Source organism: Massilia sp. YIM B02769 (assembly GCF_030411995.1).
Taxonomy (GTDB): domain Bacteria; phylum Pseudomonadota; class Gammaproteobacteria; order Burkholderiales; family Burkholderiaceae_D; genus Telluria.
The window spans coordinates 115,209-140,405 of record NZ_JASNRC010000009.1 but is presented as its reverse complement, the minus strand read 5'-3'; the positions used below and the strand labels follow the sequence as shown (position 1 = coordinate 140,405).

The following is a 25,197-nucleotide window of genomic DNA, read 5'->3' as shown; positions in this document are numbered from 1 at the left end:
GCATCAATCGAACTTCGAAAAGTCCGGCTTGCGCTTCTGGAAGAAGGCCGTGAACGCTTCCTTCGCTTCGGCGCCGACCAGCATGGCGCCGAACTGCTTGTTCTCGACGCCGATGGTCTCGGCCACGATGCCGGCGCGCGGGCGCTTCATGAGGGCCTTGGTGGCGCGGATCGAGGCGGCCGGCAGGGCGACCAGCTTGGCGGCCTGGCCCTGGGCAAACGCCAGCAGTTCGGCGGCCGGCAGCACACGTGCGACGATGCCCATCTCGAAGGCTTCCTGGGCGCCGAAGGCTTCGCCCAGCATCAGCTTTTCGGCGGCGCGGGTGTAGCCGGCGGCTTGCGCGACCAGCAGCGACGAAGCGAATTCCGGGCACAGGCCGAGCTGGGTGAAAGGCATCGAGAACTTGGCGTTGTCGGCGGCGTAGACCAGGTCGCAGTGCATCAGCATCGTGGTGCCGATGCCGACGGCGGCGCCGGCGACGGCGGCGACCACCGGCTTGGTGCAGCCTTCCAGGGCTTTCATGAACTGGAACACCGGACGGTCTTCGGTCATGGCGCCTTCGCCGGCGTTGTTCAGGAAGTCGTCGAGGTCGTTACCGGCGGTGAAGATTTCCGGCTTGCCGGTGATGAGGACGGCGCGTACCTGCGGGTCTTGTTCGGCGTCGAGCAGGGCGTCGGCCATGGTCTGGTACATGGCGCCGGTGATGGCGTTCTTGCGCTCGAGGCGGTTGAATTCGATGGTGAGGATGCCGTTGGTTTTATTCGTTTGGATCGTCATTTTTCAGTCTCCGGGGTGTTTTGGGGCACGAAAGACAGCGTGGGCACAGGTGCCCACCCTACGGTTGCACGTGTGCCCACGCTGTGATGTCGGGCGGCTGCATTACTGCGCCGCCCTCTTCGATTAAACGCGCTCGATGATACCGGCCGCGCCCATGCCGGCGCCGACGCACATCGTCACCATGCCGTACTTCAGGTTGTTGCGGCGCAGTGCGTGTACGACGGTCGCGGCGCGGATCGCACCGGTGGCGCCCAGCGGGTGGCCCAGGGCAATCGCGCCGCCCATCGGGTTAACCTTGCTGGTGTCCAGGCCCAGGTCGCGGATCACGGCCAGCGCCTGTGCGGCGAAGGCTTCGTTCAGCTCGATCCAGTCCAGCTGGTCCTGGGTGATGCCGGCGGCGGCCAGCGCTGCGGGAATCGCCACCTTCGGACCGATGCCCATGATCTCAGGCGGCACGCCGCGCACGGCGAACGACGAGAACTTGGCCAGCGGGGTCAGGTTGTGCTCCTTCAGGATCTTTTCGCTGACGACGATCAGGGCGCCGGCGCCGTCCGACATCTGCGACGAGGTCGCAGCGGTGACGGTTCCCTTGGCGGCGAAGACCGGCTTCAGCTTGGCCATCGATTCCATCGAAGCGTCGGCGCGCGGGCCTTCGTCGGCGTCGACGGTGCGGCGCTTGACCGACACTTCACCGGTGGCCAGGTTCGGCGTACGGGTGATGATTTCGACCGGGGTGATCTCGTCCTTGAACAGGCCGGCCTGCTGGGCGGCGATGGCGCGGCGGTGCGATTCCAGGCCGAATGCGTCCTGGTCTTCGCGCGAGACTTTCCATTGCTGGGCGACCTTTTCGGCGGTCAGGCCCATGCCGTAGGCCAGGCCCACGTTCTCGTCCTTGAAGGTCTCCATGTTGATGGAGGGGTGGTGACCCATCATCGGCACCATCGACATCGATTCGACGCCGCCGGCGATCATCACGTCGGCTTCGCCGACGCGGATGCGGTCGGCCGCCATGGCCAGGGCGGTGATGCCCGAGGCGCAGTAGCGGTTGACGGTCACGCCGCCCACGGTGTTCGGCAGGCCGGCCAGCACCACCGAGTTACGGGCGATGTTGAAGCCCTGCTCCGCTTCCGGGAACGAGCAGCCGACGATGGCGTCGACGATCAGGGCCGGGTCCAGGTTCGGCACGGCGGCCATGGCGCCGCGGATGGCGTGCACCAGCAGGTCGTCCGGGCGGGTCGTCTTGAACATGCCGCGCGGCGCCTTGCCGATCGGGGTGCGCGTCGCTGCGACGATGTATGCGTCTTGAAGTTGTTTGCTCATGTTGGTCGTCCTGTCTATTCAGCGATTAGTTGCGCACTGGCTTGCCGGTCTGCATCATGCCCATGATCCGCTCTTGCGTCTTCGGGTTGTTCAGCAGCGCGATGAAGGCCTTGCGTTCCATGTCGAGCAGCCACTGCTCGGACACCACGCTGCCCTGGTCGACGTCGCCGCCGGTCACAATCTCGGCGATGGTGTCGCCCAGGTGGTAGTCGTAGGCCGAGATGAAGCCGCCGTCACGCATGTTGACCAGCTGGCCGCGGATCGTCGCCCAGCCGTAGCGGCCGGTGACGGTGACCGGGCGCTTGGCCGGGGCGCGGTAGCCGGCGTCGAACATGGCGCGCGCCTGCACTTTCGCCACGTGCAGCAGCTCGTAGGCGTTGAAGACGATGATGTCGTCTTCCTTCAGGTAGCCCATCGCCTTGGCTTCCAGCGCCGACTTCGACACCTGCGCGGTGGCCGCGTTGGTGAAACCGGTCTTCAGGAATTGCAGGATGTCGTTGCCCTTCGCTTCGGTAAAGGCGCGCACTGCCGCTTCCTTCAGGCCGCCGCCGGCCGGCACCAGGCCGACGCCCACTTCGACCAGGCCGATGTAGGACTCGATCGAGGCCACGCGCTTCGATGCGTGCAGGGCCAGCTCGCAGCCGCCGCCCAGCGCCAGGCCGGCCACTGCGGCCACCACCGGCACGTTCGAGTACTTCATCTGCATGAAGGTGTCTTGCAGTTCCTTGACGATCGGCTCCATCGCTTTCGCGCCGCCGGTCATGAAGGCCGGCAGGGCCGATTGCAGGTCGGCGCCGGCCGAGAAGGCGCCGCCTTCGGTGGCGTCGGTGTTCCAGATCACCAGGCCCTTGAAGTTGGCTTCCGCTTCCGCCAGGCCGCGCTTGATGCCCTTGATGACGCCATCGCCGATGACGTGCATCTTGGTCTTGAGCGAGATGATCAGGACATCATCGCCGGTATGCCACAGGCGCACCGAGTCGTCCTCGAACACGGTGGTGCCGGCGGTCTTGGCGTCTTGCGCGCCGGCGCCCAGCACCGGTGCACGGAAGGCCTGACGCTCGTAGACTGGCAGGGTCGAGCGCGGCACGTAGCTGTTCGACGAGGCCGAGTACGAACCTTCGGCGGTGTGCACGCCTTTTTCAGCGACCTGGCCTTCGAAGACCCAGGCTGGCAGCGGTGCATTCGTCAGCGCCTTGCCTGCATCGATGTCTTCCTTCACCCATTCGGCGATCTGCTTCCAGCCGGCGGCTTGCCAGGTCTCGAACGGACCGACGCTCCAGCCGAAGCCCCAGCGCATCGCGAAGTCGACGTCGCGCGCGTTGTCGGCGATGCTGTCGAGGTGGAACGCGATGTAGTGGAAAGCGTCGCGGAAGATCGCCCACAGGAACTGCGCCTGCGGGTTGGTCGATTCGCGCATGGCCTTGAACTTCTTGACCGGGTCTTTTTCTTTCAGGATGCGGGCGACGATATCGGCCGCCTTGGCGCCGCCGGCCACGTATTCACCGGTGGCGAAGTCCAGGCGCTGGATGTCCTTGCCGACCTTCTTGTAGAAGCCGGCGCCGGTCTTCTGGCCCAGGGCGCCCTTCTCGATCAGCTTGGCCAGGACCTCAGGCGTCTTGTACAGGCTGAAGAACGGATCGTCCTGCAGGGTGTCCTGCATGGTCTTGATCACGTGGCCCATCGTGTCCAGGCCGACCACGTCGGCGGTACGGAAGGTGCCCGACTTGGCGCGGCCCAGCTTGGCGCCGGTCAGGTCGTCGACCACGTCCACCGACAGGCCGAACTTCTCGGCTTCGTGGATGGTAGCCAGCATGCCGAAGATGCCGACGCGGTTGGCGATGAAGTTCGGCGTGTCTTTTGCGCGCACGACGCCCTTGCCCAGGACCGAGGTCAGGAAGGTTTCCAGCTGGTCGAGGATGACCGGATTGGTCGACGTGGTCGGGATCAGCTCGACCAGGTGCATGTAGCGCGGCGGGTTGAAGAAGTGCACGCCGCAGAAGCGCGCCTTCAGTTCCTCGTCGAAGCCTTCGGCGAGTTTGTTGATCGACAGGCCCGAGGTGTTCGAGGCGAAGATCGCGTTCGGTGCGATGTGCGGGGCGACCTTCTTGTACAGGTCGTGCTTCCAGTCCATGCGCTCGGCGATCGCTTCGATGATCAGGTCGCAGCCAGCCAGGACATCCAGGTTGTCTTCGTAGTTGGCGACTTCGATCAGGGCGGCGTCTTCCTTGTTGCCCAGCGGCGCAGGCGACAGCTTCTTCAGGCCTTCGATGGCTTTCAGGACGATGCCGTTCTTGTTGCCTTCTTTTGCCGGCAGATCGAACAGAACGACAGGCACCTTGGCGTTGACGCAGTGCGCAGCGATCTGCGCGCCCATCACGCCCGCGCCCAGGACGGCGACTTTCTTGACGGTGAAATTGGTCATGGTTGTTATCCCTAGAAGCGGTTAGAACAGGTCGGCGTCGAGCGCCAGCAGGTTGCTTGCGCCCGAGCGCGCCTGGCGGATCAGCATCGCGGTTTCCGGGTACAGGCGGGCGAAGTAGAAACGCGCGGTGTGCAGCTTGGCTTCGTAGAACTTGTCGCCCGAATCTTTCTTCTCCAGAGCGATCTTCGCCATCTGCGCGAAGAAGTAGGAGAACACCAGGTGGCCGACCACGCGCAGGTAAGGCACGGCGGCGGCGCCGACTTCGTCCTGGTTGGTGAAGGCCTTCATGCCGATTTCCATGGTCAGCTTGGTGACTTTTTCGCCGAGCTCGCCCAGCGGGGTCACGAATTCCGACATCGACTCGTCCAGGCCATTGTCTTCGACGAAGGCTTTGATCTTCTCGCCGAAGGCGCGCAGCTTGGCGCCGTTGTCCATCAGGATCTTGCGACCCAGCAGGTCCAGCGACTGCACGGTGTTGGTGCCTTCGTAGATCATGTTGATGCGCGCGTCACGCACGTACTGTTCCATGCCCCACTCGGCGATGTAGCCGTGGCCGCCGTACACCTGCATGGCTTCCGAGGTGGCGATCCAGCCGTTGTCGGTGATGAAGGCCTTGACGATCGGGGTCAGCAGCGCGACTTCGCCGGCGGCTTCCTTGCGCACGTCTTCGTCAGGGTGGTTCAGTTCGCGGTCGATCTGCAGCGCGATGTACGAGGTCAGGGCACGGGCGCCTTCGGCGTAGGCTTTCGCGGTCAGCAGCATGCGACGGACGTCCGGGTGCACGATGATCGGGTCGGCTGGCTTGTCCGGTGCTTTCGGGCCCGACAGCGAGCGCATCTGGATGCGGTCTTTCGCGTAGACCAGGGCGTTCTGGTAAGCCACTTCGGTCAGGCCGAGCGACTGCATGCCCACGCCCAGGCGGGCGGCGTTCATGAACACGAACATCGCGTTCAGGCCTTTATGGGGCTGGCCGATCAGGGTGCCGACGGCGCCGTCCAGGTTCATCTGGCAGGTCGAGTTGCCGTGGATGCCCATCTTTTCTTCGATGGCGCCGCAGAAGATCGGGTTGCGCTCACCGATCGAACCATCGGCGTTCGGCAGGAATTTAGGGACCAGGAACAGCGAGATGCCCTTCGAGCCTTCCGGTGCATCCGGCAGACGCGCCAGCACCAGGTGAACGATGTTTTCCGACACGTCGTGTTCGCCGGCCGAGATGAAGATCTTCGAGCCGGTAATCTTGTAGGTGCCGTCGCCTTGCGGTTCGGCCTTCGAACGCAGCAGGCCCAGGTCGGTGCCGCAGTGCGCTTCGGTCAGGCACATGGTGCCGGTCCACTCGCCGGAGACCAGCTTCGGCAGGTAGAACTTCTTCTGTTCTTCGGTGCCGTGTTCCTTCAGGCACTCGTAGGCGCCGTGCGACAGGCCCGGGTACATGGTCCAGGCCTGGTTGGCCGAGTTCAGCATTTCGTAGAACGAATTGTTCAGCGACACCGGCAGGCCCTGGCCGCCGTATTCCGGATCGCACGCCAGCGCAGCCCAGCCGCCTTCGACGTACTGTTTATAGGCTTCCTTGAAACCCTTCGGGGTGGTCACGGTCTTGGTTTCCGCGTCGAAGTGGCAGCCTTCGCGGTCGCCGGAGTGGTTCAGCGGGAACAGCACTTCCTGCGTGAATTTCGCGCCTTCTTCGAGCACCTGGTTAATGATGTCGGCGTCGATTTCCTGGTATGCCGGCAAGTTCTTGAACTCTTCGCTGACGTTGAGGAATTCGTGCAGAACGAACTGCATATCCCGGATTGGCGCGACGTACTGACCCATGGTTTTCTCCTGACGAAGGTAAGATTGTGTGGAACTTGAAAGGCAGCTTAGTTTTGCTGAATGCGCTGCTGTGTGTCTTGAGTGGGATTACGGTAATTCTCGATCAGCCGCGCGAAACCGCGGTTGGCGCGTTCGAGCGCGCCGGGTACCCGCAGGAAACGTGCGTCATGGTGCAGGGCCAGGATCAGCCCGTACATCTCGTAGACCAGCTGCTGCGGGTCGGTACCCGCCTGCAGGGCGCCGACGTCCACGCTTTGTTGGACGGCACGCAGCAGCGCCCCCTGCCAGGCGCGCACCATCGCCACCAATGCTTCACGGATCGGGCCTGGACGGTCATCGTACTCCACCGCGCCGCTGATATAGATGCAGCCCGACGCAATTTCCACCGAAACCCGCTTGACCCAGCGCGCGAACATGGACTCCAGGCGCGGCAAGCCGCGTGGTTCCTTGACGCTGGGGAAGAATACTTCCTGCTCGAAACGGTGGTGGTAAAGCTTGAGCACTTCCATCTGCAGGTCTTCGCGCGAACCGAAGTGCGCGAACACGCCCGATTTGCTCATGTTCATGCGGTCGGCAAGCAGGCCGATGGTCAGGCCTTCGAGGCCGTTGCGGCTGGCCAGCTCGAGCGCGACGTCGAGGATGGCTGCCCGCGTCTGCTCGCCCTTGCGCATGAATTTTGCTGAAGTGTTGATGACTGTCCCCTGGGTGAATCGAAAATCCGAACGCTCGTACTATTATCTATCGGCGGGTGAATGTCAAACGGGAACTTAGAGGTGGGGTTCTATTGTGCGGAGGGCGGGAATTCCACTGGGCCGTTACGGCTGTGCCGAAGGTAGTTGAACGCGTGGACGGGAAACCCGTCCACCCTACTCCCATCCCTTACACGTAGGGTGGACGGCTGTACCCGACGGGTGGCGTTCACGCGGCCATTGCGCCGTCCACGCGTTCAGGAAACGCCCGCATGGCGGCAACTTCCTACTCCCCTGCCCGCGTAATCGCCCTGCGATCCCGCTTGGTCGGCCGCCCCTTGATCGTGCTGCCCGGCTCCGGAAACAACCTGCGCGCTTCCGTATCGTTCTCGCGCCGGGTAATGCTGTCCTGCGTCTCACTATATAAAGTGCGCGCAATCGGCGCCCCGCCGCGCTTGTCGGAAATCCCGAGCACGGTCACTTCCCAGCGGTCCGAGCCGTTGTCGATAAAAATCTTGTCGTTCAGCTTCACGGCGCGGGCCGCCTTGACCGGCTCGCCGCCGATCCGCACCCGGCCACGCTCCACCGCATCGGCCGCCAGCGAGCGCGTCTTGAAGAAGCGCGCGGCCCACAGCCATTTGTCGATGCGTACACTATCGTTTTCCATTACTTGTCCTTGTCTCGATACAAGTACCCCATATGCTGGCGAGGAAGCGTTTTTTCGACCCCTTGTCCGCTCATTACGCGTAGCCGATGGCAAAAATTCGCATCGCAAACTTATAAGCTAGGTAAGCGGTCCCGTACAGCGCCCGCCGCACCCAGCCGAAGCCGGCAAATTCCTCCAGGTGCACCGGCACCCCGTCCGCCACCCCACGCAGGATGTGCGCCCGCACCGCACGCGCAAACCCGGCGTCGCGCACCACGATGTTCGCTTCCTGGTTCACGAACAGCGACAGCCCGTCGCAATTGCTCGAGCCCACCGTCGCCCAGTCATCGTCGACCACGGCGATCTTCGCGTGCAGCTGCGTCTTGCGGTATTCCACCACCTTGATGCCGGCCGCCAGCAGCTTCGGATAAAACGAGCGCGCCACCGCGTCCTGCATCTTGAATTCGCCCACGCCGATCAGGAGCGTGACCTCGACACCGCGGGCAGCCGCATGCGCCAGTGCCTCGCGGAACTTGCGCCCCGGCGCAAAATACGGATTGGCCAGCAGCACGCATTTGCGCGCCTGGCCGATCGCCTGCAGATAAGCACGCTGGATGGTGCGCCGGTTGCGCAGATTGTCGCGCACCACGAAGGCGGCGCGCATCGGGCGATTGCCTTCGCTTGGCGGCTGGCGCCGCATCTCGCGGAAGAGGCCGATGCGGCGGATCAGCGGCAGGTGGCCGGCACGCGCCCACTGGGCTTGCGCTTCGAGGTGGATCTGCGCCAGCAGCGGCCCCTGCACCTGCACGGCGAAATCCCAGCGCGGCGCCGGCAGCGGGCGGTGCGGCTCGTAGTCGCACAGCATGTCGTCGTTGATGTTGATGCCGCCGATAAACGCGACCGCGCGGTCGACCACCGTGATCTTGCGGTGGGTGCGCGTGACGCCGCGCTTGAACCAGGGATTGAAGACGCGGTAATGGACGCCGGCGGCGGCAAAGGCTTCGGCGCGGCGGCAGCAGACGCGGTGGCCGCTGCCGAACCAGTCGACCAGCACCCGTACCTTGACCCCGCGCCTGGCTGCACGGATCAGCGCCGCCTCGATGCCGCGCGCGACCTCGTCCTCGGCAAAGATATAGGTCTCGAACAAGATGTCGTGCCGCGCGGCGTCGATGGCCGCGATCATCGCCGGAAACAGCTGGATGCCGGATTCGAGCAGGGTGATGTCGTTGTTCGCTACATAGCTGACCGGGCGCATACGCTAGGCGAGCTGGAGTTCCGCGACGATCGGTGCGTGATCCGAGAGTTTGGCCCAGATCGGGCCGGCCATGACCTGCGCGTTATCGACCTTGAAGCCGCGCACGTAGATGCGGTCGAGGCGGAACCAGGGCAACGCGGCCGGGAAGGTACGTGCCGGCGCCAGGCGCGGCTGGCGCCCTGCCCAGCTGCGCACCATGTCGCCCAGGGCGGATTTGGGGCCCAGCTCGTCGAACACCTCGGCCACGCCGAGGGCATTCCTCAGGCGGTCGCTCAGGGTATTGCGCCAGTCGTTGAAGTCGCCGGCAATGATCACCGGTTCGCCATTCGAGGATTGCTGCACCGCCTCGATCAGCTGGACCGTCTGGCGCCCGCGCCCGCCTTCGAACAGGCCCAGGTGCACTACATAGCAGTGCACCCGCCCGGCCGGCGTTTCCAGCACGCAGTGCAGGATGCCGCGCTGCTCGTAGGCATGGTCGGACACGTCGTGGTTATGGCTGTTCTCGATCGGGAAGCAGCTGAGCAGCGCATTGCCGTGGTGGCCATGGTCGTAGACCGCGTTCATGCCGTAGGCCGAATGGTGGGAATCGCCGGCGAAGTATTCGTACTGCGCCGTTTCCGGCCAGACGCGGTGTTCGCGCTTGTGATTGGCGTAGCGCGCCAGATTTCGGTCGTGCCTGCCCTGTACTTCTTGCAGGAAGACGATATCAGCGTGGAATTCAGCGATGGCTTTCTTCAGTGCGAGAACCCGGGGGGTGCTGCGCAGCGATGAGACGCCCTTATGAATATTATAGGTAGCGACACGAATCTTCATGGGAATATTCTACCCCCATCAGTCCGTGACATTTTGGAACGACTTCCAATCGTGCGGCCTGGTGCCGCGGTACTGCAAAAACTCGGTTGTTACGGGTGCGGGGTGAGCCGAGGGCTGCACCCCGCGATGCGATCAATCGAACACGGGAGCGGCTTCCCAGTTGGCGCGCAGGGCGGCGTTCCGGGGTGCTGCCAGGTTGTCCGCCTCGTCCAGAGGTACGGCAATCAGGCGCGGGCCGCTGAGGCGCAAGCCACACTCGAGGTCGATATAAAAGCATTCATCGTCCACGCTCAGGGCTTTCACCTTTTCCTCGTGCTTCGGTTGGAATTGATCCATTCTTTCCTCCAGAATCCGTTGGTTGGACTATGTTGCAATTATTAAATTTCGCTGGATGCGAATTGCTGACAATATTCGACCGATTTCTGATTGTCAACCGCAGATTCTATTGTGCGCTACCTCACATAGCGAATTTCCTACAGGCATTTTTCCCGCAGGAATTAATTTCATTGGGTTAATAGCAAAGTTTCTTTCAAATCATTTTTCGAGTCAGGATGCATATTACGAGGGCGATGACACAATTTGCGTTCACGTTTGACGACGACGAACGAACTTTCGCCCGGTAACTTTTACCAATAGTTAAAACAAAGAATCGAAGGGTTCCGGGTAGAAAAAAAATCGGTCCTTTGGGCAGTTTTCTGGTGGAATGACCGTTGTATTTACGGTTTGTTAAATAAATTTCTTGACTTGTTTTGCAACTAGTGCAGAAAGAACAAGGAGGGAAAGGACGCCGGAAACCAGCATGTTCAGCAGCTGGCCGGTTGCCGGATGATGCAGGAAGATGCGGTCGGTAATGTGCTCGGCGACCGCGGCTCAGTGACTGCGGCTCAGTGACTGCCGCTCAGTGACTGCCAAGCACGCAGTCGAGCAGATGGCATTCGAGTGCCGCGAATGCCGCGCTGCCGCGTTCGCGCGGACGCGGCAGGGTCACCGGTACGTCGTGGACGATGCGGCCGCCGTCGACCACCAGTACGCGGTCGGCCAGTGCCAGCGCTTCCTGCACGTCGTGGGTGACGAGCACGGCAGTGAACCCCTGGCGCAGCCACAGGGTTTCGATCAGGCGCTGCATCTCGATGCGGGTCAGCGCGTCGAGCGCGCCAAGCGGTTCGTCGAGCAGGAGCAGCTGCGGCGCATGCACCAGGGCGCGCGCCAGGGCCACGCGCTGGCGCTGGCCGCCCGATAGCACCGCCGGCCACTCACGCGCGCGCTCGGCCAGGCCGACGGTACCCAGTGCTTCCCGCGCCCGCTCGGCGCCGTCCTTCAAACCGAGCGCAACATTGTCGAGCACGCTCTTCCAGGGCAGCAGGCGTGCTTCCTGGAACATCAAGCGGGTGCCACCCACGCCCGTGCCGGCATCGACAGCAAGGCTGCCATCGTCGAGCTGCTCGAGTCCGGCGATCAGGCGCAGCAGCGTGCTCTTGCCGCAGCCGCTGCGGCCGATCACAGCCACCGCTTCGCCGGGCGCGATGTGCAGGTCGATGTCGTCCAGCACGGTGCGCTCGCCGTAGCGCTTGGTCAGCGCGCGCGCGTGAACCTCGGCGCCGCGTCCGGCCGATGCGGCCGTGGAGCCGACGCGGCGGGTTTCTTCTCGGGTAATCTGCATAAGACCTCGTGATCAACAAACGGCTAGCGGTAAGCCGGATTCCAGCGCAGGAAAGTGCGCTCCAGTGCGCGCGCCGCCAGGTCGGCCAGCTTGCCGAGCAGCGCGTACAGCAGGATGCCGACCAGCACCACATCGGTTTGCAGGAATTCGCGGGCATTCATCGTCATGTAGCCGATGCCGGACTGGGCCGAGATCGTCTCGGCCACGATCAATAGCACCCAGACCAGGCCCAGCGAAAAGCGCACGCCGACCAGGATAGCGGGCAAGGCCGCAGGCAGGATCACGTCGCGATGCAAAGCCCAGCCGGATAGCCCATAGCTGCGCGCCATCTCGATCAGCCCCTGGTCGGCCGAGCGGATGCCGTGGAAGGTGTTCAGGTAGACCGGGAAGAACACGCCCACCGCCAGCAGGAACAGCTTCGCGGTCTCGTCGATGCCGAACCACAAGATCACCAGCGGAATCAGCGCCAGCGCCGGGATGTTGCGGATCATCTGCAAGGTCGTGTCGAGCAGGGTCTCGGCGCGGCGCGAACTGCCGTTCAATAAGCCCAGCAGCAGCCCGAGGCCGGCGCCGATACCGAAGCCCACGGCCGCGCGCCACAGACTGGTGCGCAGGTGCGACCATAATTCTCCGGATTCGGCCAGCGACCAGAAGGCAGTCAGTACCTGCCAGGGTTCGGGCAGGATGCGGCTCGAGAGCCAGCCGGCGTGGGCGGCGACTTGCCAGAGCGCGACCAGGGCGATCGGCAAGGCCCAGGGCGCCAATGCCGCCAGGACCGGATGGCGCCGGCCGGCGGAGGCGCGTTTTTCCAGCTTGGCGGACGAGCCAGCAGGAACGCTGGCCGCCGCGGCGTTGGCGCCCGCCTGGCGCGGCGCCGCAGCAGGCCGCACCGGTTCCACGCTGCCGCTGTCGGACGCTCCCGCTGCACTCGCCCGCAGCACGTCGAACGACGCCATTTACGCCGCCTTTTTCTTCGGCACGATGTCGCTGGCCATCATCTCGCCGAAGGGCCCGGTCAGCGACTGCTCGCCGCCTTCTTTCCCCTTGCCGAGCAGCGGAAACACCAGTTCGGCGAAGCGGTAGGACTCTTCCAGGTGCGGGTAGCCCGACAGGATGAAGGTCTCGATGCCGAGGTCCTGGTACTCGCGCATGCGCGCCGCCACCGTTTCCGGGTCGCCCACCAGCGCGGTGCCGGCGCCGCCGCGCACCAGGCCGACGCCGGCCCACAAATTCGGCGAGACTTCCAGCTTGTCGCGCCGGCCGCCGTGCAGGGCCGCCATGCGCTGCTGGCCGACCGAATCCATTTTCGCGAAGGCGGCCTGCGCCTTGGCGATGATGTCGTCATCCAGGTGGCTGATCAATTCATCGGCGGCGCGCCAGGCTTCTTCATTGGTCTCGCGCACGATCACGTGCAGGCGGATGCCGAACTTCACGGTGCGGCCACGCTTGGCGGCGCGCGCACGGATGTCGGCCAGCTTTTCGGCGACGGCCGCCGGCGGCTCGCCCCAGGTGAGGTAGACGTCCATCTGTTCGGCCGCCAGTTCGTGTGCCGGTTCCGACGAGCCGCCGAAGTACAGCGGCGGATGCGGCTTCTGGATCGGCGGGTAAAGGGTCTTCGCGCCCTTTACCTGGATATGCTTGCCCTCGAAATCGTAGCCGGCCGCCCCGCCCTCGCCGGACAAACTGGCGCGCCAGACGCGGATGAATTCATCCGAGATTTCGTAGCGCTTGGCGTGGTCGGCGAACAGGCCGTCGGCCTCGAGTTCGCCCTGGTCGCCGCCGGTGACGACGTTGATCAACAGGCGCCCGTTCGACAGGCGGTCGAAGGTGGCGGCCTGGCGCACGGCGAGGCCCGGCGTCGACAGGCCGGGACGGATCGCGACCAGGAATTTCAGGCGCTTGGTGGCACCGATCAGCGAGGCGGCCGAGATCCACGGGTCTTCGCAGGAGCGGCCGGTCGGCAGCAGCACGCCCTCATAGCCCAGGGTGTCGGCGGCGACGGCGATCTGGCGCAGGTAGTCGGCATCGACCGTGCGCGCGCCCTTGGTCGTGCCGAGGTAGCGGCTGTCGCCGTGGGTAGGGAGGAACCAGAAGACGTTCGGAGAGGTGGACATGGTGTTTCCTTAGATTGAAGAGACCAGCGCGTCTTTCACGACGATCGGTTTCGGAATCAGTTTCAGGGCGTGGAAGGCATCGGCGATGCGCTGCTGTTCGCGCACCACCTCCGCCGACATCGGCTTCACGCCATAGGCATAGCGGCTGGCGGCCAGGTCGACCACGTTCTTCGGCAGGCCGGTCTGGGCTGTGAGGATGGTCGACACCTCGCCGGGATTGGCCTTGCCCCACGCGTCGACCTTGGCGATTTCCTCGATCAGGATGCGGTTCAAATCGGCATGCTTTTCGGCGAAGCTGCGCGCGGCCAGGTAAAACTGGTGGTTCGAGACCAGGTTGCGGCCATCGGCCAGCACGCGCGCGCCCAGCTGCTGCTCGGCGGCGGCCAGGAAGGGGTCCCAGATCACCCAGGCGTCGACGCTGCCGCGCTCGAAGGCGGCGCGCGCGTCGGCCGGCGGCAAATAGACCGGCTGGATCGCGCTGTAGGGAATGCCGGCCTTTTCCAGCGCCTTCACCAGCAGGAAGTGCACGTTCGAGCCCTTGTTCAGGGCGATCTTCTTGCCGCGCAAATCGGCCAGCGTGCGCAGGGTGGACGTCTTCGGCACCACGATGGCTTCGCTGCCTGGCGAGGCCGGTTCGTGGCCGACGTACACCAGGCGCGCACCGGCAGCCTGGGCAAAGATCGGCGGCGCCTCGCCCACGGTGCCGAAGTCGATGCTGCCGACATTCAGGCCTTCGAGCAGCACCGGGCCGGCCGGGAACTCGGTCCATTTCACTGCGATCTTTTGCGCAGCCAAACGCGCTTCCAGCGTGCCGCGCCCCTTCAGCAAGGTCAGGGTGCCGTACTTCTGGTAGCCGATACGGATTTCCTTCGGCGCCTGGGCAATGGCGGGCAGGTGCAGGCCGGCGGCGATGCCGGTGGCGCCGGCAGCCAGCAGGCCGAGGGCGCGGCGGCGCGCTGGCCGCAGGGTGGAGTCAGGATGCATGGGATTTTCCAGGATGAGAATCAAGCGGGGACGGCGTGCAGGTCCTTGGCGGCGGGTTCGCTGGCCGGACGCGGCGCCACCAGGCGCAGTTCCGAGGCCAGCTGCTCGACGCCTTGCGCCACGCGCACCGCGATCGGCGCGGCCAGGTTCAGGCTGCCATCGAGCCCGCGGCCCAGCTGGTCGGAGGTGGCGTAGATGCTGGGCAGGATCGAGCGCGCCGCCATCGAGGCCAGCACCGGGCGCAGCGCGTAATCGAGCGCCAGCATGTGCGACTGGCTACCGCCGGTGGCCAGCGGCAGCACCAGCTTGCCGGCCAGGCCATCCTGGGGCAGCAGGTCGAGGAAGGCTTTCAGCAGGCCGCTGTAGGCCGCCTTGTAGACCGGCGTGGCCACGACCACGGCATCGGCCTGGCGCACCTGTGCCAGGGCACGGGCAATCGAGGGTTCGTCGGTGTCGAGCGAGAGCAGCGCGGTGGCGGACAGGTCGCGTACTTCGATGCGGTGCAGGCGCTGGCCATGCAGGGCCAGGCGCTCGCCGATGTGCTGCAACAGGCGCGAAGACGAAGAGTGCGGCGCAGGGCTGCCGCCAAGCAGGATGACGCTCATGGTGTGTCCATTTATATAAGGATGACCACAGACTAGGGCCACGCGGCGTGCATGAAAACGAATCGTTTCGCACATCCTTATGCGCCCGCCGTTTTAAGGTTTTGCGCATATCGATGGCCAAATTTCTTCGTTCACGCGGCCGCAAACCCGGTGCAATACTGGTTGCCACATTCTCATCAAGGCAAGCACGATGTCTTCCACCGTCTCCCCTTTGCGCGCCGCAGAACCCGAATCGGTCGCGCCTTCCTTCCCCGATCCGCTGGCCCTGGCCGAGCGCCTGGCCGAGCAATTTGCCGCCACCGCCGTCGAGCGCGACGCGGCCGGTGGACACGCGGCGCACGAGCGTGAACTGATCCGCGAGAGCGGCCTGCTGACGCTGTCGATTCCGGCGGAATTCGGCGGCCAGGGCGCGCGCTGGGAAACCGTGCAGGCCGTGGTCCGCACGCTGGCGCGGGCCGACAGCGCCCTGGCCCACCTGTTCGGTTTCCACCACCTGCAACTGGCCGGCATCCGCCTGTACGGCACGCCGGTCCAGCAGCGCAACCTGCTCACGGCCACCGTCGAACAGCGCCTGTTCTGGGGCAATGCCCTGAACCCGCTCGACAAGCGCACCCGCGCCCAGGCCATTCCCGGCGGCTTCATGCTCGATGGGATCAAGAGTTTTTCTTCCGGTTCGGTGGGCTCGGACTGGCTCACGCTCTCGGCCTGGGACGCGGCCGCGAACGCGCCGCTGATCGCGGTGCTGCCGACCGGCCAGCCGGGCATCCGCGTGGAAGCCGACTGGGACGCCTTTGGACAGCGCCAGACCGACAGCGGCAATGTCCACTTCGACAAAGTCTATTTGCCGGCCGCGCTGGTGCTGCAGGCGCCGGGCCAGGCGCCCACCGCGCAGTCGACACTGCGCTCGCAGGTGGCCCAGCTGATCATGACCAACCTCTATCTCGGCATCGCCATCGGCGCCTTCGAGGCCGCGCGCGACTACACGCTGGAACAGGCGCGCCCCTGGTTTGCCTCCGGCGTGAGCGACGCCAGCCACGACCCCTTCACCCAGCACCGCTATGGCGAGTACTGGCTCAAGCTGCGCCCGGCCAACGTGCTGGCCGACGCGGCCGCGCGCCTGCTCGACGCCGCCTTCGACAAGGGCGCGGAGCTCACGGCGCAGGAGCGCGGCGAAGTGGCGGTGGCCGTGGCCGTGGCCAAGGTGCTGTCGCATCGCGCCGCCATCGATATTTCCAGCGGCATGTTCGAGCTGCTGGGTGCACGCGCGACCTCGGGCCGCTTCGGCTTCGACCGCTACTGGCGCAACGCCCGCGTGCATACCCTGCACGACCCGATCGACTACAAGCTGCGCGACTTGGGCCGCTATGCGCTCGAAGGCCGCCTGCCTGAACCGACGGCCTATTCCTGATACCGCCATGAGCACCGTTCCGACTCCCGACACGCCCCAGGTGGCAATCCGCCTGGCAGACGTCGCCAAGACCTTTGCCACGCCCGACGGAGGACGCTTCGAGGCGATCCGCGGCGTCTCGCTCGACATCCTCGATGGCGAGATCTTCGGCATGGTGGGCAAGAGCGGCGCCGGCAAGTCGACGCTGCTGCGCATGATCAACCTGCTCGAACGCCCCGAGCGCGGCAGCGTGCTTGTAGCCGGTGAAGAACTCACCCGCCTCGGCAAGCGCGACTTGCGCAAGGCGCGCCGGCACATCGGCATGATCTTCCAGGGTTTTAACTTGCTGCAGAACGCCACCGTGTTCGAGAACGTGGCCTTTCCGCTGCGGCTGCACGACGCATTGAACGCGCCGCGCCTGAAGGCGCGCGTGGCCGAATGCCTGGAACTGGTTGGCCTGGCCGACAAGACCGCCAGCTATCCGGCCCAGCTGTCGGGCGGGCAGAAGCAGCGGGTGGCGATCGCGCGCGCCCTGGCCAGCCACCCGGCGGTGCTGCTGTGCGACGAGCCGACTTCCGCGCTCGACCCGGAAACCACGCGCGCCCTGCTCGACACGCTACGCAGCATCAATGCCCAGCTGGGCGTGACGGTCGTCATCGTCAGCCACGAGTTGCAGGTGCTGGGCACCCTGTGCGACCGCGTGGCCGTCATCGAACACGGCGTGGTGGCGGAGCAGTTCGCCCTCGCCGACCACAGCGTCCCGCGCCAGACCGCGCTCGGGCGCGAACTTGCCTACTACGGCACCGAGGCTTTTGCCGCCGCTGCCTGGGGAGATGCCCATGCCTGACTCGATCCTCGCCGTCCTGCCCGAACTCTGGACCGCCTTCCTGCAGACTGCCCTGATGCTCGGCATCGGCGTCACGGCGGCGGTGCTGCTGGGCGGCCCGCTCGGCGTGCTGCTGTTCCTGGTGTCCGATGGCCAGGCCCTGCAACACCGGCGCCTGGCGCTGGTGCTGGGCTGGTTCGTGAACACGGTGCGCTCCTTCCCCTTCATCATTTTGATGGTGGCGCTGGTGCCGTTCACGCGAGTGCTGGCCGGTACCTCGATCGGTCCACTGGCGGCTTCGGTGCCGCTGTCGATCGCGGCGATTCCCTATTTTGCGCGCCTGGTCGAACAGAACCTGCGCGACGTGCCGCGCGGCGTGATCGAGGCGGCGCAAGCGATGGGCGCGTCGGAACTGCAGATCGTCTTGCGCGTGCTGCTGCCCGAGGCGCGCGCCGCCTTGGTGCTCTCGCTCACGGTGCTGTCCATCAGCTTCCTCTCGTATTCGGCGGTGGCCGGCGTGGTGGGCGGCGGCGGCATCGGCGACCTGGCGATCCGCTACGGCTACTACCGCTTCGAGACCGACGTGATGATCTTCACGGTGACGATTTTGATCGTGCTGGTGCAGCTGATCCAGCTCACCGGCGCCCGCACTGCGCGCCGCCTCGACAAACGCTGATCCCTACTCTTCCAATAAAAAGGACTTCCATGCGCTTCCCTCGCCGCACCTTATTTGCCGCTGCCCTGAGTCTGCTCGTCGCCGGGGCCGTTCACGCCAAGGATCCGAAGGAGCTGGTGATCGGCACCAGCGCCGGCCCATACGCCGACCAGATCCGCTACGGCATCAAGCCCATCCTGGAAAAGCAGGGCTACAAGATCAAGCTGGTCGAATTCAACGACTACATCCAGCCGAACTTCGCGCTGGCCGAGGGCGCGCTCGACGCCAACGTCTTCCAGCACATCATCTACCTGACCCGCTTCGCCGAGCAGCACAAGCTGCCGCTGTCGGAGCTGATCAAGATCCCGACTGCGCCGATTGCCATCTACAGCCACAAGCACAAGTCGCTGAACGAAGTCAAAGCCGGCACCACGGTGGCGCTGCCGAACGATCCGACCAACCAGGCGCGCGCCCTGGTCATGCTCGATCAGATCGGCTGGGTCAAGCTGAAGCCCGGGATCGACCCGATCAAGGCGTCGGAGAAGGACATCGCGCAAAACCTGAAAGGCATCAAACTGCTGCCGCTGGAAGCGGCCCAATTGCCGCGCTCCCTGCAGGATGCCGACTACGCCTTCGTGAACGGGAATTTCGCGCTGGCCTCGGGCCTGAAACTGAAGGACGCGCTGCGCACCGAGAGGATCTCGCCGAGCTACGCCAACCTGGTGGCGGTACGCACGGCCGATAAAGATAAACAGTTTGCAAAGGATATCGCCGCCGCCTACCGCTCGCGCGAGTTCCTGGCGGTGACGAACCAGCGGTTCGCCGACTACGCCAAGACCGATTACCAGCTGGCCCTGGAGAAGAGCGCGAAATGAGCGAAGCGAAGCCGCAGGCGTTGAAGCCGGTCCGTTTCAACGCCTTCCAGATGAACACCCCGAGCCACCAGTCGCCGGGACTGTGGCGCCATCCGCGCAGCGACAGCGCGGGGTATGCGAGTGCCCGCTACTGGGTCGAGCTGGCGCAATTGCTGGAAGCGGGCGGCTTCGATGCGATTTTCCTGGCCGACGTGCTGGGCGCCTATGACGTGTATGGCGGGAATCTGGACGCCGCCCTGAAACACGGCGTGCAGCTGCCGCTGAACGACCCGCTGGCGCTGGTGCCGCTGATCGCCCACGCCACCACAAGGCTGGGCATTGGCGTGACGGCCGCCGTCACCTACGAACACCCGTACACCTTTGCGCGGCGCATGTCGACGCTGGACCACCTGAGCGGCGGGCGGGTCGGCTGGAACATCGTCACCGGCTACCTCGACAGCGCGGCGCGCAACCTGGGCCAGGAACGCCAGCTGGGCCACGACGCGCGCTACGACTTGGCCGACGAATACCTCGACGTCGTCTACAAGCTGTGGGAACAAAGCTGGGACGAGGACGCCGTGGTGCGCGACCGCGAACGCGGCGTCTATACCGACCCAAGCCGCGTACACCCGATCAACCACCGTGGCGCGTACTACACGGTGCCCGGCATCCACCTGTGCGAACCCTCACCCCAGCGTACGCCCTTCCTGTACCAGGCCGGCGCCTCGCCGCGCGGTCTCGCATTCGCCGCGCGCCATGCCGAAGCGACGTTCGTCAGCGGCCCGACGAAAAGCATCGTGGGGCGCTACGTGGACAGTGCGCGCGCCGCCGTGCAGGCCGCGGGCCGCGATCAGGCCGCCCTGCGCGTGTATGCCCAGGCGCTGGTCGTTGTCGGCGCCACCGAAGGCGAGGCCCAGGCGCGCCTGCGCGAGTACGAGGAATACATCGACATCGAAGCCTCGCTGACCCTGCTCTCGGGCTGGACCGGCGTCGACTTCTCGCGCTACGGCCTGGACGACACGGTCGAGTACATCGACACCGAGGCCGGCCGCTCGGCGCTGGCCTCGCTCAGCGTGGCCGATCCCTCGCGCCGCTGGACGGTCCGCGAAGCGGCGCGCTTCATCGGCCTGGGCGGACGCGGGCCGGTGATCGTCGGCGACGCGACGCACGTGGCCGACCAGCTGATCGCCTGGCTCGACGAGACCGGCATCGACGGCTTCAACCTCGCCTTTGCCTTGCCCTACGAGGACATGCAGGGCGTGGTGGAGCTGGTGGTGCCGGAACTGAAACGGCGCGGTCGCTATCGCGACGACAAAGGCAGCGCCACGCTGCGCGAACAGCTGCTTGGCACCGGGCCGCGCCTGGCGCCCGACCATCCGGGCCGCCAGGTCAGGATCGAAGAACCGCCCACCGACACCTCGCTGCGCTCCGCAGCCTGAACCACGAAAGAAGAACATGCAAAGAAGAAGCCTGCTCCAGCTTGCCGCCAGCGGCCTTGCCCTCTCCGCCCTGCCCCTGTCCAGCCGCGCCGCCAATCTGGAAGAACTGCGCCTGGACTACGCCTATTACTCGCCCACCAGCCTGGTGCTGCGCCACTTCGGCTGGCTGGAAGAAGCCTTCAAGGCTGAGGGTACACGGGTGAAATGGGTGCTCAGCGCCGGCAGCAACCGCGCCCTGGAGTACCTGAACGCGAACAGCATCGACATCGGCTCGAGCGCCGGCCTGGCCGCCCTGCTGGCCAAGGCCAACGGCACGCCGATCAGGACGCCCTACATCTACTCGCGCCCGGAATGGACGGCGCTGGTGGTGCCGAAGAACTCGCCTATCCGCACGCTGGCCGACCTGAAGGGCAAGAAGGTGGCGGCCACCAAGGGCACCGATCCGTATTTGTTCCTGCTGCGTTCCCTGCAAAGCGTGGGCCTGCGCCGGAGCGACATCGAACACGTCGCCCTGCAGCACGCCGACGGACGCGCCGCGCTGGAACAGGGCCGCGTCGATGCCTGGGCCGGACTCGACCCGCACATGGCGGCGGCCGAACTCGAAGGCGGCGCGCGTTTGCTGTACCGCAACGTCTCCTTCAATACCTACGGCTTCCTGAACGTGCGCGAAGAGTTCCTGGCCAAGTACCCGCAGCAGACCGCGCGCGTGATCGCGGCGTATGAAAAGGCGCGCCTCTGGACCCGCGCCAATCCAAGCGAAGCGTCGAAGATCCTCGCAAGCGAAGCGAAAGTCTCGCTGCCAGTGGCCCTGCTGCAGGTGAAGCTGCGCAGCGACTTCAGTAATCCGCAGCCCTCGAACGAACACCTGAAGGCGCTGCAGCTGGCCGCGCCCATCCTGCGCGAGGAAGCGCTGGTGAAACCCGGTACCGACCTGAACGCGGCCATCGCCGGCCTGATCGACACCCGCTTTGCGCAGCAGCTGATCGCGCGCGCTTGAACCCATGAAGCCGCACACCATCGACCTTCCCCTGCCAGCGTCCGCGCCTGCGCCGCGCAAGCCCTGGCGCTTGCCGCTTGGCTTGCTGCTGCCCCTGCTGGCCGTGGCAGCGTTGGAGTTCGGCGTACGCAGCAGCCTGGTGCCGGCCAACCTGATGCCGGCGCCGAGCGAAATCGCCACCACCCTGGCCTGGCTGGCGCAGAACGGCCTAGCCGGCCACCTGGCCAGCAGCTGCCTGCGCGTGGCGGCCGGCTTCGCCATCGGCGCCAGCCTGGCCCTGGTGCTGGGCGCGGCGGTGGCGCTGCATGCGCGCACCGAACGCCTGCTTGACCCCAGCTTCCAGGCCCTGCGCGCGATCCCTTCGCTGGCCTGGGTGCCGCTGCTGTTGCTCTGGTTCGGCATCGACGAAACGCCGAAGCTGATCCTGATCGCCATCGGCGCTTTCTTCCCGGTCTACATGGGCGTGGTGTCGGGCATCCGCGGCGTCGACCGCAAGCTGCTCGAAGTCGGGCAGCTGTACCGGCTGTCGCCGCTGGCGCTCGCCCGCCGCGTGCTGCTGCCGGCGGCGCTGCCGGCCGTGCTCACGGGCCTGCGCAATGGCCTGAGCCTGGCATGGATGTTCATGGTGGCGGCCGAATTGATCGCGGCCAGCCAGGGCCTGGGCTACCTGCTGTCGGACGGACGCGAATCGAGCCGCGCCGACATCATGCTGGCGGCCATCGTGCTGCTGGCCCTGCTGGGCAAGTTCAGCGACACCGCCATGGGTGCGCTGGAAGCGCGCCTGCTGTCCTGGCGCGACAGCTATGCCAATCGGAGCGCGCGATGACGGCCCTGCTGGAACTGGCCGTCGACGACAAGCGCTACGGCACGCGCACGATACTGCGCGGTTTTCATTTGCGCCTGGAAGTGGGCGAAGTGGTGAGCCTGATCGGCGCCAGCGGCTGCGGCAAGAGCAGCCTGCTGTCGATTGCCGCCGGCCTCGATGGCCAATACCGCGGCAGCGTGCGCTTGCGTGGCGGCGCGATACGCGGCACCCATGCCGAGATCGGCCTGATCTTCCAGGAACCGCGCCTCTTCCCCTGGCTGACGGTGGAGCAGAACATCATGTTCGGCGCGGACGGTGCGCCCGATGCCGGCCGTGTCGCGGCCTTGCTGGAAGAAGTCGGGCTGGCCGGCTACGGCAAATCGCTGCCGAAGCAGCTCTCCGGCGGCCAGGCCCAGCGCGTGGCCATCGCGCGCGGCCTCTACACCCAGCCGCGCGTGCTGCTGCTGGACGAACCGTTTTCGGCAGTGGATGCCTTTACCCGCATGCGGCTGCAGGACCTGCTGGCGCGCGTGGCCGAACAGCATCGCCTGAGCGTGCTGCTGGTGACGCACGACATCGACGAAGCGCTGTATTTGAGTGACCGCATCGTGCTGATGGACGGCGTGCCCGGCCCGGCGCGCGCCGAGTTCGAAGTCGATCACGCAAGGCCGCGCGAACGTGCGGTGCTGGCCACGTCCAAACTGAAACCGGCGATCCTGGACAGCCTGCACGCAGTGCACGCCATCTAGCCGCAGGCCAGAGGCGCGATCAGGCGCCGCGCATCAGCGCCTGGGTCACATTGCTCCCTGCCGGCACGCTGGTCGTGAGCCACACATTGCCGCCGATGGTCGACCCCGCCCCCACCGTGATGCGCCCGAGGATGGTGGCGCCGGCATAGATGACGACGTCGTCCTCGACGATCGGATGGCGCGGCGCGCCTTTCACGAGCGCCCCGCTTTCGTCGGTCGGGAAGCGGCGCGCACCGAGCGTCACGGCCTGGTACAGGCGCACGTGGCGGCCGATGATGGCCGTTTCGCCGATCACGACGCCGGTGCCATGGTCGATGAAGAAGCTGGGGCCGATCTGCGCGGCCGGGTGGATGTCGATGCCGGTGAGCGTGTGCGCGATGTCGGCCGCCAGGCGCGCCAGGAAAGGCACGCCGAGGCGGTGCAGGCAATGCGCCAGGCGGTGGTACAGCACGGCGATGGTGCCGGGGTAGCACAGCATGATCTCGGCCACCGAACTGGCGGCCGGGTCGCCGGCCAGCGCCGCCTGCACGTCGGACACCAGCAGCGCGCGGATGTCCGGCAAGCTGGCGGCAAAGGTGCGCGTGATGGCGCGCGCCTGCTCGGCCAGCTCGGCCTCGCTCAATTCCTCGGATTCCGGACTGAAGCGCAGCGCGCGGCGCACCTGCTCGACCAGCCGGTCGAGTGCGACATTCAGCGTGTCGCCGACAAAATAATCGATGCTCTCGTCGTTCAGGTCCGGGCGGCCGTAATGGGTGGGAAACAGCGCCGCCGAGATGCCCTCGATCACCTGCTTCAGGACCTCGCGCGACGGCAGCTCGCGCACCCGGCCCTGATGGCGGATGTTATGGGTGTTCTCGCGCGAATTGCGCAGCGCCTCGATGATGGGGCCGAGCTGCCAGTGGTTGGCGCCGGCCGGGGGGAAGTGGTTGTCGTTCATGCATCCAGCCTACTCCAACATGCCCGCTGCACGAACGATTTTAATTACACTTCTTTATTCCAGAACAATGCCATCGCGTCTTCTTGGGAGTAGGAAATTTCTCTAACGCAGCATCGCGGTGATTCTTTTATTCGCGGTGATTCTTCTATTCGCGGTTATTCCTCATACGAAAAGCGATACTGTCCCTTCGTCAGCATGAAGGCCGGCGCCGGCTTGCCCGCTTCCACCAGCAGGATGTCGGTCGGGACCGCATCCTCCGGCGCGCCGGCTGGGGTCGCCTTGACGACGCGCCGCCCGCTGGACGGCAGCAGCCTGGCCGGCACCGGCACCGCCGTGCGCCCGGCCAGCGAAACCAGCCAGCCGGGCCGTCCATCCTGGACCGGATAGCGCGGGTGAATCACCTGCATGTCGATCCGTCCGTTCACGCCCAGCAGGATCGGATAGCTGCCATCCTGATTGCGCAGGACAATTGGCCCCTGGGATGGATAGGTGGCCAGCAGCGGCGCATACAGCGGGTTGTCGTCGGCCGGATCGGGATGGGCGATGAAGTCGACCTGCTCGACGTGCAGCGAGGGCAGGCCGCTCATCCGGCGCAAGTGCTCCCCCATCAGGATCGTCTTCGGTTCGGATTCGGGCGACTTGTGATGGTGGGAATAGCCAACCAACACCAGCACCTTGGCGTCCTTGTCCTTGGCAAAGATCCGATCGACGAGATTTCGTGCCTGCATCTCTTCGCGCAGACGCAGTTGCTCGGCCGGCGTCCGGACGCGGATATCCTCGAACTCGTAGGGGACGAGCGTCCAGACATCGGCCAGGGCGGCGTTGACGAACCCGGCGAATACCGGCTCGCCCGTGTAATAGCCTGCATTGCGGGCGATATAGCGCTTCTCGTTTGCCGCCTGGGCGCCAGGGGAGTTGAATGTCTCGCAGGCCAGGTAGGTGTAGCCGATCTTCCTCAGCTCGGCGGCCAGGCGCTGGGCGAAGGCCCGGTGCAAGGGCACATGGTGGGCCTCGTTGATGAGCACGATCCGTTTGGTGCGTGCCTCGCGGACGATCGTCGCAATCGCATCTTCCGCCGCGGCGTGTTCCAGCAGCGCCATCTGGCGCACGATGGCGGGTGAATGGCGCAACTGGCGCCGCCGCAAGAAATCGAAGGCCGCCATGGCTCCATCGGTGTCGCCAACGAAGGAACGCGCCGTGCCAAGCATCTGCAGCTGGCTGCCGCGCTGCAGCACCAGCTTGTCCAGAACGGGGTCGCTGCCGGTCGGGGCACCGTCCCGACCGAAAACGGCGGCCGGTAGCGGCGCGACCGCTCCTTCTGCCGTTTTCAGACGCTCCATATACGTCTCTGGCAAGCGCGTCTGGGCAGTAGCATGTGAAACGAAGAGGCAAGCGAACGCGGCAAGGACGACAGCACGTAGCTCCATCGGAAACCCTTCTGCTCAGTTGGC

The 25,197-nt window shown here is 65.5% G+C and carries 24 protein-coding genes; 8 read left to right on the top strand and 16 right to left on the bottom strand.

The genetic code is table 11. The features are described from left to right. Nucleotides 1-3: 3 nt before the first annotated feature. From QPK31_RS15955 to ssuE, 14 genes are all read right to left on the bottom strand, one after another. On the bottom strand, nt 4-777 hold the full coding sequence (locus QPK31_RS15955; RefSeq protein WP_290423900.1) for an enoyl-CoA hydratase: 774 nt from the start codon (nt 775-777) through the stop codon (nt 4-6). Nucleotides 778-900: 123 nt separating this feature from the next. After that, a complete protein-coding gene (locus QPK31_RS15950; protein ID WP_290423899.1) occupies nt 901-2,097 on the bottom strand; it encodes an acetyl-CoA C-acyltransferase in 1,197 nt (398 codons plus the stop codon). Between the two features lie 25 nt (nt 2,098-2,122). Then, complete coding sequence (locus QPK31_RS15945) at nt 2,123-4,519, bottom strand: 3-hydroxyacyl-CoA dehydrogenase/enoyl-CoA hydratase family protein (protein ID WP_290423898.1); 2,397 nt, start codon at nt 4,517-4,519, stop codon at nt 2,123-2,125. A 21-nt stretch (nt 4,520-4,540) separates the two neighbouring features. Continuing rightward, on the bottom strand, nt 4,541-6,331 hold the full coding sequence (locus QPK31_RS15940) for an acyl-CoA dehydrogenase C-terminal domain-containing protein (protein WP_290423897.1): 1,791 nt from the start codon (nt 6,329-6,331) through the stop codon (nt 4,541-4,543). A gap of 47 nt (nt 6,332-6,378) precedes the next feature. Next, a complete protein-coding gene (locus QPK31_RS15935; protein WP_290423896.1) occupies nt 6,379-7,002 on the bottom strand; it encodes a TetR/AcrR family transcriptional regulator in 624 nt (207 codons plus the stop codon). Between the two features lie 304 nt (nt 7,003-7,306). Further along, the gene (locus QPK31_RS15930) at nt 7,307-7,687 is read right to left on the bottom strand and encodes an RNA-binding S4 domain-containing protein (protein WP_290423895.1); all 381 of its coding nucleotides are present in this window, start codon (nt 7,685-7,687) and stop codon (nt 7,307-7,309) included. A gap of 73 nt (nt 7,688-7,760) precedes the next feature. Next, nucleotides 7,761-8,921 carry a cardiolipin synthase ClsB gene (gene clsB, locus QPK31_RS15925; protein WP_290423894.1) on the bottom strand — a complete coding sequence of 387 codons (1,161 nt, stop codon included), beginning with the start codon at nt 8,919-8,921 and terminating at the stop codon, nt 7,761-7,763. Nucleotides 8,922-8,924: 3 nt separating this feature from the next. Continuing rightward, the gene (locus QPK31_RS15920) at nt 8,925-9,734 is read right to left on the bottom strand and encodes an endonuclease/exonuclease/phosphatase family protein (RefSeq protein WP_290423893.1); all 810 of its coding nucleotides are present in this window, start codon (nt 9,732-9,734) and stop codon (nt 8,925-8,927) included. Between the two features lie 132 nt (nt 9,735-9,866). Beyond that, complete coding sequence (locus tag QPK31_RS15915; RefSeq protein ID WP_290423892.1) at nt 9,867-10,070, bottom strand: hypothetical protein; 204 nt, start codon at nt 10,068-10,070, stop codon at nt 9,867-9,869. Nucleotides 10,071-10,632: 562 nt separating this feature from the next. After that, nucleotides 10,633-11,394, bottom strand: coding sequence for an ATP-binding cassette domain-containing protein (locus tag QPK31_RS15910; protein WP_290423891.1), 762 nt, complete (start codon nt 11,392-11,394; stop codon nt 10,633-10,635). Nucleotides 11,395-11,417: 23 nt separating this feature from the next. Then, nucleotides 11,418-12,350: an aliphatic sulfonate ABC transporter permease SsuC gene (ssuC, locus tag QPK31_RS15905; RefSeq protein WP_290423890.1), complete on the bottom strand. Its 933-nt coding sequence runs from the start codon at nt 12,348-12,350 to the stop codon at nt 11,418-11,420. Then, entirely contained in the window at nt 12,351-13,508 is a 1,158-nt protein-coding gene (gene ssuD, locus QPK31_RS15900; RefSeq protein ID WP_290423889.1) for an FMNH2-dependent alkanesulfonate monooxygenase, read from the bottom strand. A 9-nt stretch (nt 13,509-13,517) separates the two neighbouring features. Further along, nucleotides 13,518-14,492, bottom strand: coding sequence for a sulfonate ABC transporter substrate-binding protein (locus tag QPK31_RS15895; protein WP_290423888.1), 975 nt, complete (start codon nt 14,490-14,492; stop codon nt 13,518-13,520). A 20-nt stretch (nt 14,493-14,512) separates the two neighbouring features. Further along, the gene (gene ssuE / locus QPK31_RS15890; protein ID WP_290423887.1) at nt 14,513-15,097 is read right to left on the bottom strand and encodes an NADPH-dependent FMN reductase; all 585 of its coding nucleotides are present in this window, start codon (nt 15,095-15,097) and stop codon (nt 14,513-14,515) included. A gap of 190 nt (nt 15,098-15,287) precedes the next feature. On the opposite strand from ssuE, the gene QPK31_RS15885 reads away from it, so the two are divergent. From QPK31_RS15885 to QPK31_RS15850, 8 genes are read left to right on the top strand one after another with little or no spacing between them, the layout of a single operon-like run. After that, nucleotides 15,288-16,505, top strand: coding sequence for an acyl-CoA dehydrogenase family protein (locus tag QPK31_RS15885; protein ID WP_290423886.1), 1,218 nt, complete (start codon nt 15,288-15,290; stop codon nt 16,503-16,505). 7 nt (nt 16,506-16,512) lie between these two features. Beyond that, nucleotides 16,513-17,331, top strand: a complete 819-nt coding sequence (locus QPK31_RS15880) for a methionine ABC transporter ATP-binding protein (protein ID WP_290423885.1) — start codon at nt 16,513-16,515, stop codon at nt 17,329-17,331. After that, complete coding sequence (locus QPK31_RS15875) at nt 17,324-17,986, top strand: methionine ABC transporter permease (RefSeq protein ID WP_290423884.1); 663 nt, start codon at nt 17,324-17,326, stop codon at nt 17,984-17,986. The genes QPK31_RS15880 and QPK31_RS15875 overlap by 8 nt, the downstream gene beginning before the upstream one ends. A gap of 29 nt (nt 17,987-18,015) precedes the next feature. Next, on the top strand, nt 18,016-18,840 hold the full coding sequence (locus QPK31_RS15870) for a MetQ/NlpA family ABC transporter substrate-binding protein (RefSeq protein WP_290423883.1): 825 nt from the start codon (nt 18,016-18,018) through the stop codon (nt 18,838-18,840). Further along, a complete protein-coding gene (locus tag QPK31_RS15865; RefSeq protein WP_290423882.1) occupies nt 18,837-20,258 on the top strand; it encodes an LLM class flavin-dependent oxidoreductase in 1,422 nt (473 codons plus the stop codon). The genes QPK31_RS15870 and QPK31_RS15865 overlap by 4 nt, the downstream gene beginning before the upstream one ends. A 16-nt stretch (nt 20,259-20,274) precedes the next feature. After that, complete coding sequence (locus tag QPK31_RS15860; RefSeq protein ID WP_290423881.1) at nt 20,275-21,255, top strand: aliphatic sulfonate ABC transporter substrate-binding protein; 981 nt, start codon at nt 20,275-20,277, stop codon at nt 21,253-21,255. Between the two features lie 4 nt (nt 21,256-21,259). Further along, entirely contained in the window at nt 21,260-22,081 is an 822-nt protein-coding gene (locus QPK31_RS15855; RefSeq protein ID WP_290423880.1) for an ABC transporter permease, read from the top strand. Then, nucleotides 22,078-22,809 (top strand): ABC transporter ATP-binding protein, encoded by a 732-nt coding sequence (locus QPK31_RS15850; protein ID WP_290423879.1) that lies wholly within the window; start codon nt 22,078-22,080, stop codon nt 22,807-22,809. Before QPK31_RS15855 ends, QPK31_RS15850 begins: the two co-directional genes overlap by 4 nt. 19 nt (nt 22,810-22,828) lie before the next feature. On the opposite strand, the gene epsC is transcribed toward QPK31_RS15850, so the two are convergent. Next, the gene (gene epsC, locus QPK31_RS15845) at nt 22,829-23,746 is read right to left on the bottom strand and encodes a serine O-acetyltransferase EpsC (RefSeq protein ID WP_290423878.1); all 918 of its coding nucleotides are present in this window, start codon (nt 23,744-23,746) and stop codon (nt 22,829-22,831) included. A gap of 155 nt (nt 23,747-23,901) precedes the next feature. Further along, entirely contained in the window at nt 23,902-25,086 is a 1,185-nt protein-coding gene (locus QPK31_RS15840) for a hypothetical protein (RefSeq protein WP_290423877.1), read from the bottom strand. Nucleotides 25,087-25,197: the final 111 nt, after the last annotated feature.

Excerpts from the sequence above, each read along its gene's own strand:
- QPK31_RS15955 (WP_290423900.1), bottom strand. The coding sequence starts at position 777 with ATGACGATCCAAACGAATAAAACCAACGGCATCCTCACCATCGAATTC.
- QPK31_RS15950 (WP_290423899.1), bottom strand. The coding sequence starts at position 2,097 with ATGAGCAAACAACTTCAAGACGCATACATCGTCGCAGCGACGCGCACC.
- QPK31_RS15945 (WP_290423898.1), bottom strand. The coding sequence starts at position 4,519 with ATGACCAATTTCACCGTCAAGAAAGTCGCCGTCCTGGGCGCGGGCGTG.
- QPK31_RS15940 (WP_290423897.1), bottom strand. The coding sequence starts at position 6,331 with ATGGGTCAGTACGTCGCGCCAATCCGGGATATGCAGTTCGTTCTGCAC.
- QPK31_RS15935 (WP_290423896.1), bottom strand. The coding sequence starts at position 7,002 with ATGCGCAAGGGCGAGCAGACGCGGGCAGCCATCCTCGACGTCGCGCTC.
- QPK31_RS15930 (WP_290423895.1), bottom strand. The coding sequence starts at position 7,687 with ATGGAAAACGATAGTGTACGCATCGACAAATGGCTGTGGGCCGCGCGC.
- clsB (WP_290423894.1), bottom strand. The coding sequence starts at position 8,921 with ATGCGCCCGGTCAGCTATGTAGCGAACAACGACATCACCCTGCTCGAA.
- QPK31_RS15920 (WP_290423893.1), bottom strand. The coding sequence starts at position 9,734 with ATGAAGATTCGTGTCGCTACCTATAATATTCATAAGGGCGTCTCATCG.
- QPK31_RS15915 (WP_290423892.1), bottom strand. The coding sequence starts at position 10,070 with ATGGATCAATTCCAACCGAAGCACGAGGAAAAGGTGAAAGCCCTGAGC.
- QPK31_RS15910 (WP_290423891.1), bottom strand. The coding sequence starts at position 11,394 with ATGCAGATTACCCGAGAAGAAACCCGCCGCGTCGGCTCCACGGCCGCA.
- ssuC (WP_290423890.1), bottom strand. The coding sequence starts at position 12,350 with ATGGCGTCGTTCGACGTGCTGCGGGCGAGTGCAGCGGGAGCGTCCGAC.
- ssuD (WP_290423889.1), bottom strand. The coding sequence starts at position 13,508 with ATGTCCACCTCTCCGAACGTCTTCTGGTTCCTCCCTACCCACGGCGAC.
- QPK31_RS15895 (WP_290423888.1), bottom strand. The coding sequence starts at position 14,492 with ATGCATCCTGACTCCACCCTGCGGCCAGCGCGCCGCCGCGCCCTCGGC.
- ssuE (WP_290423887.1), bottom strand. The coding sequence starts at position 15,097 with ATGAGCGTCATCCTGCTTGGCGGCAGCCCTGCGCCGCACTCTTCGTCT.
- QPK31_RS15885 (WP_290423886.1), top strand. The coding sequence starts at position 15,288 with ATGTCTTCCACCGTCTCCCCTTTGCGCGCCGCAGAACCCGAATCGGTC.
- QPK31_RS15880 (WP_290423885.1), top strand. The coding sequence starts at position 16,513 with ATGAGCACCGTTCCGACTCCCGACACGCCCCAGGTGGCAATCCGCCTG.
- QPK31_RS15875 (WP_290423884.1), top strand. The coding sequence starts at position 17,324 with ATGCCTGACTCGATCCTCGCCGTCCTGCCCGAACTCTGGACCGCCTTC.
- QPK31_RS15870 (WP_290423883.1), top strand. The coding sequence starts at position 18,016 with ATGCGCTTCCCTCGCCGCACCTTATTTGCCGCTGCCCTGAGTCTGCTC.
- QPK31_RS15865 (WP_290423882.1), top strand. The coding sequence starts at position 18,837 with ATGAGCGAAGCGAAGCCGCAGGCGTTGAAGCCGGTCCGTTTCAACGCC.
- QPK31_RS15860 (WP_290423881.1), top strand. The coding sequence starts at position 20,275 with ATGCAAAGAAGAAGCCTGCTCCAGCTTGCCGCCAGCGGCCTTGCCCTC.
- QPK31_RS15855 (WP_290423880.1), top strand. The coding sequence starts at position 21,260 with ATGAAGCCGCACACCATCGACCTTCCCCTGCCAGCGTCCGCGCCTGCG.
- QPK31_RS15850 (WP_290423879.1), top strand. The coding sequence starts at position 22,078 with ATGACGGCCCTGCTGGAACTGGCCGTCGACGACAAGCGCTACGGCACG.
- epsC (WP_290423878.1), bottom strand. The coding sequence starts at position 23,746 with ATGAACGACAACCACTTCCCCCCGGCCGGCGCCAACCACTGGCAGCTC.
- QPK31_RS15840 (WP_290423877.1), bottom strand. The coding sequence starts at position 25,086 with ATGGAGCGTCTGAAAACGGCAGAAGGAGCGGTCGCGCCGCTACCGGCC.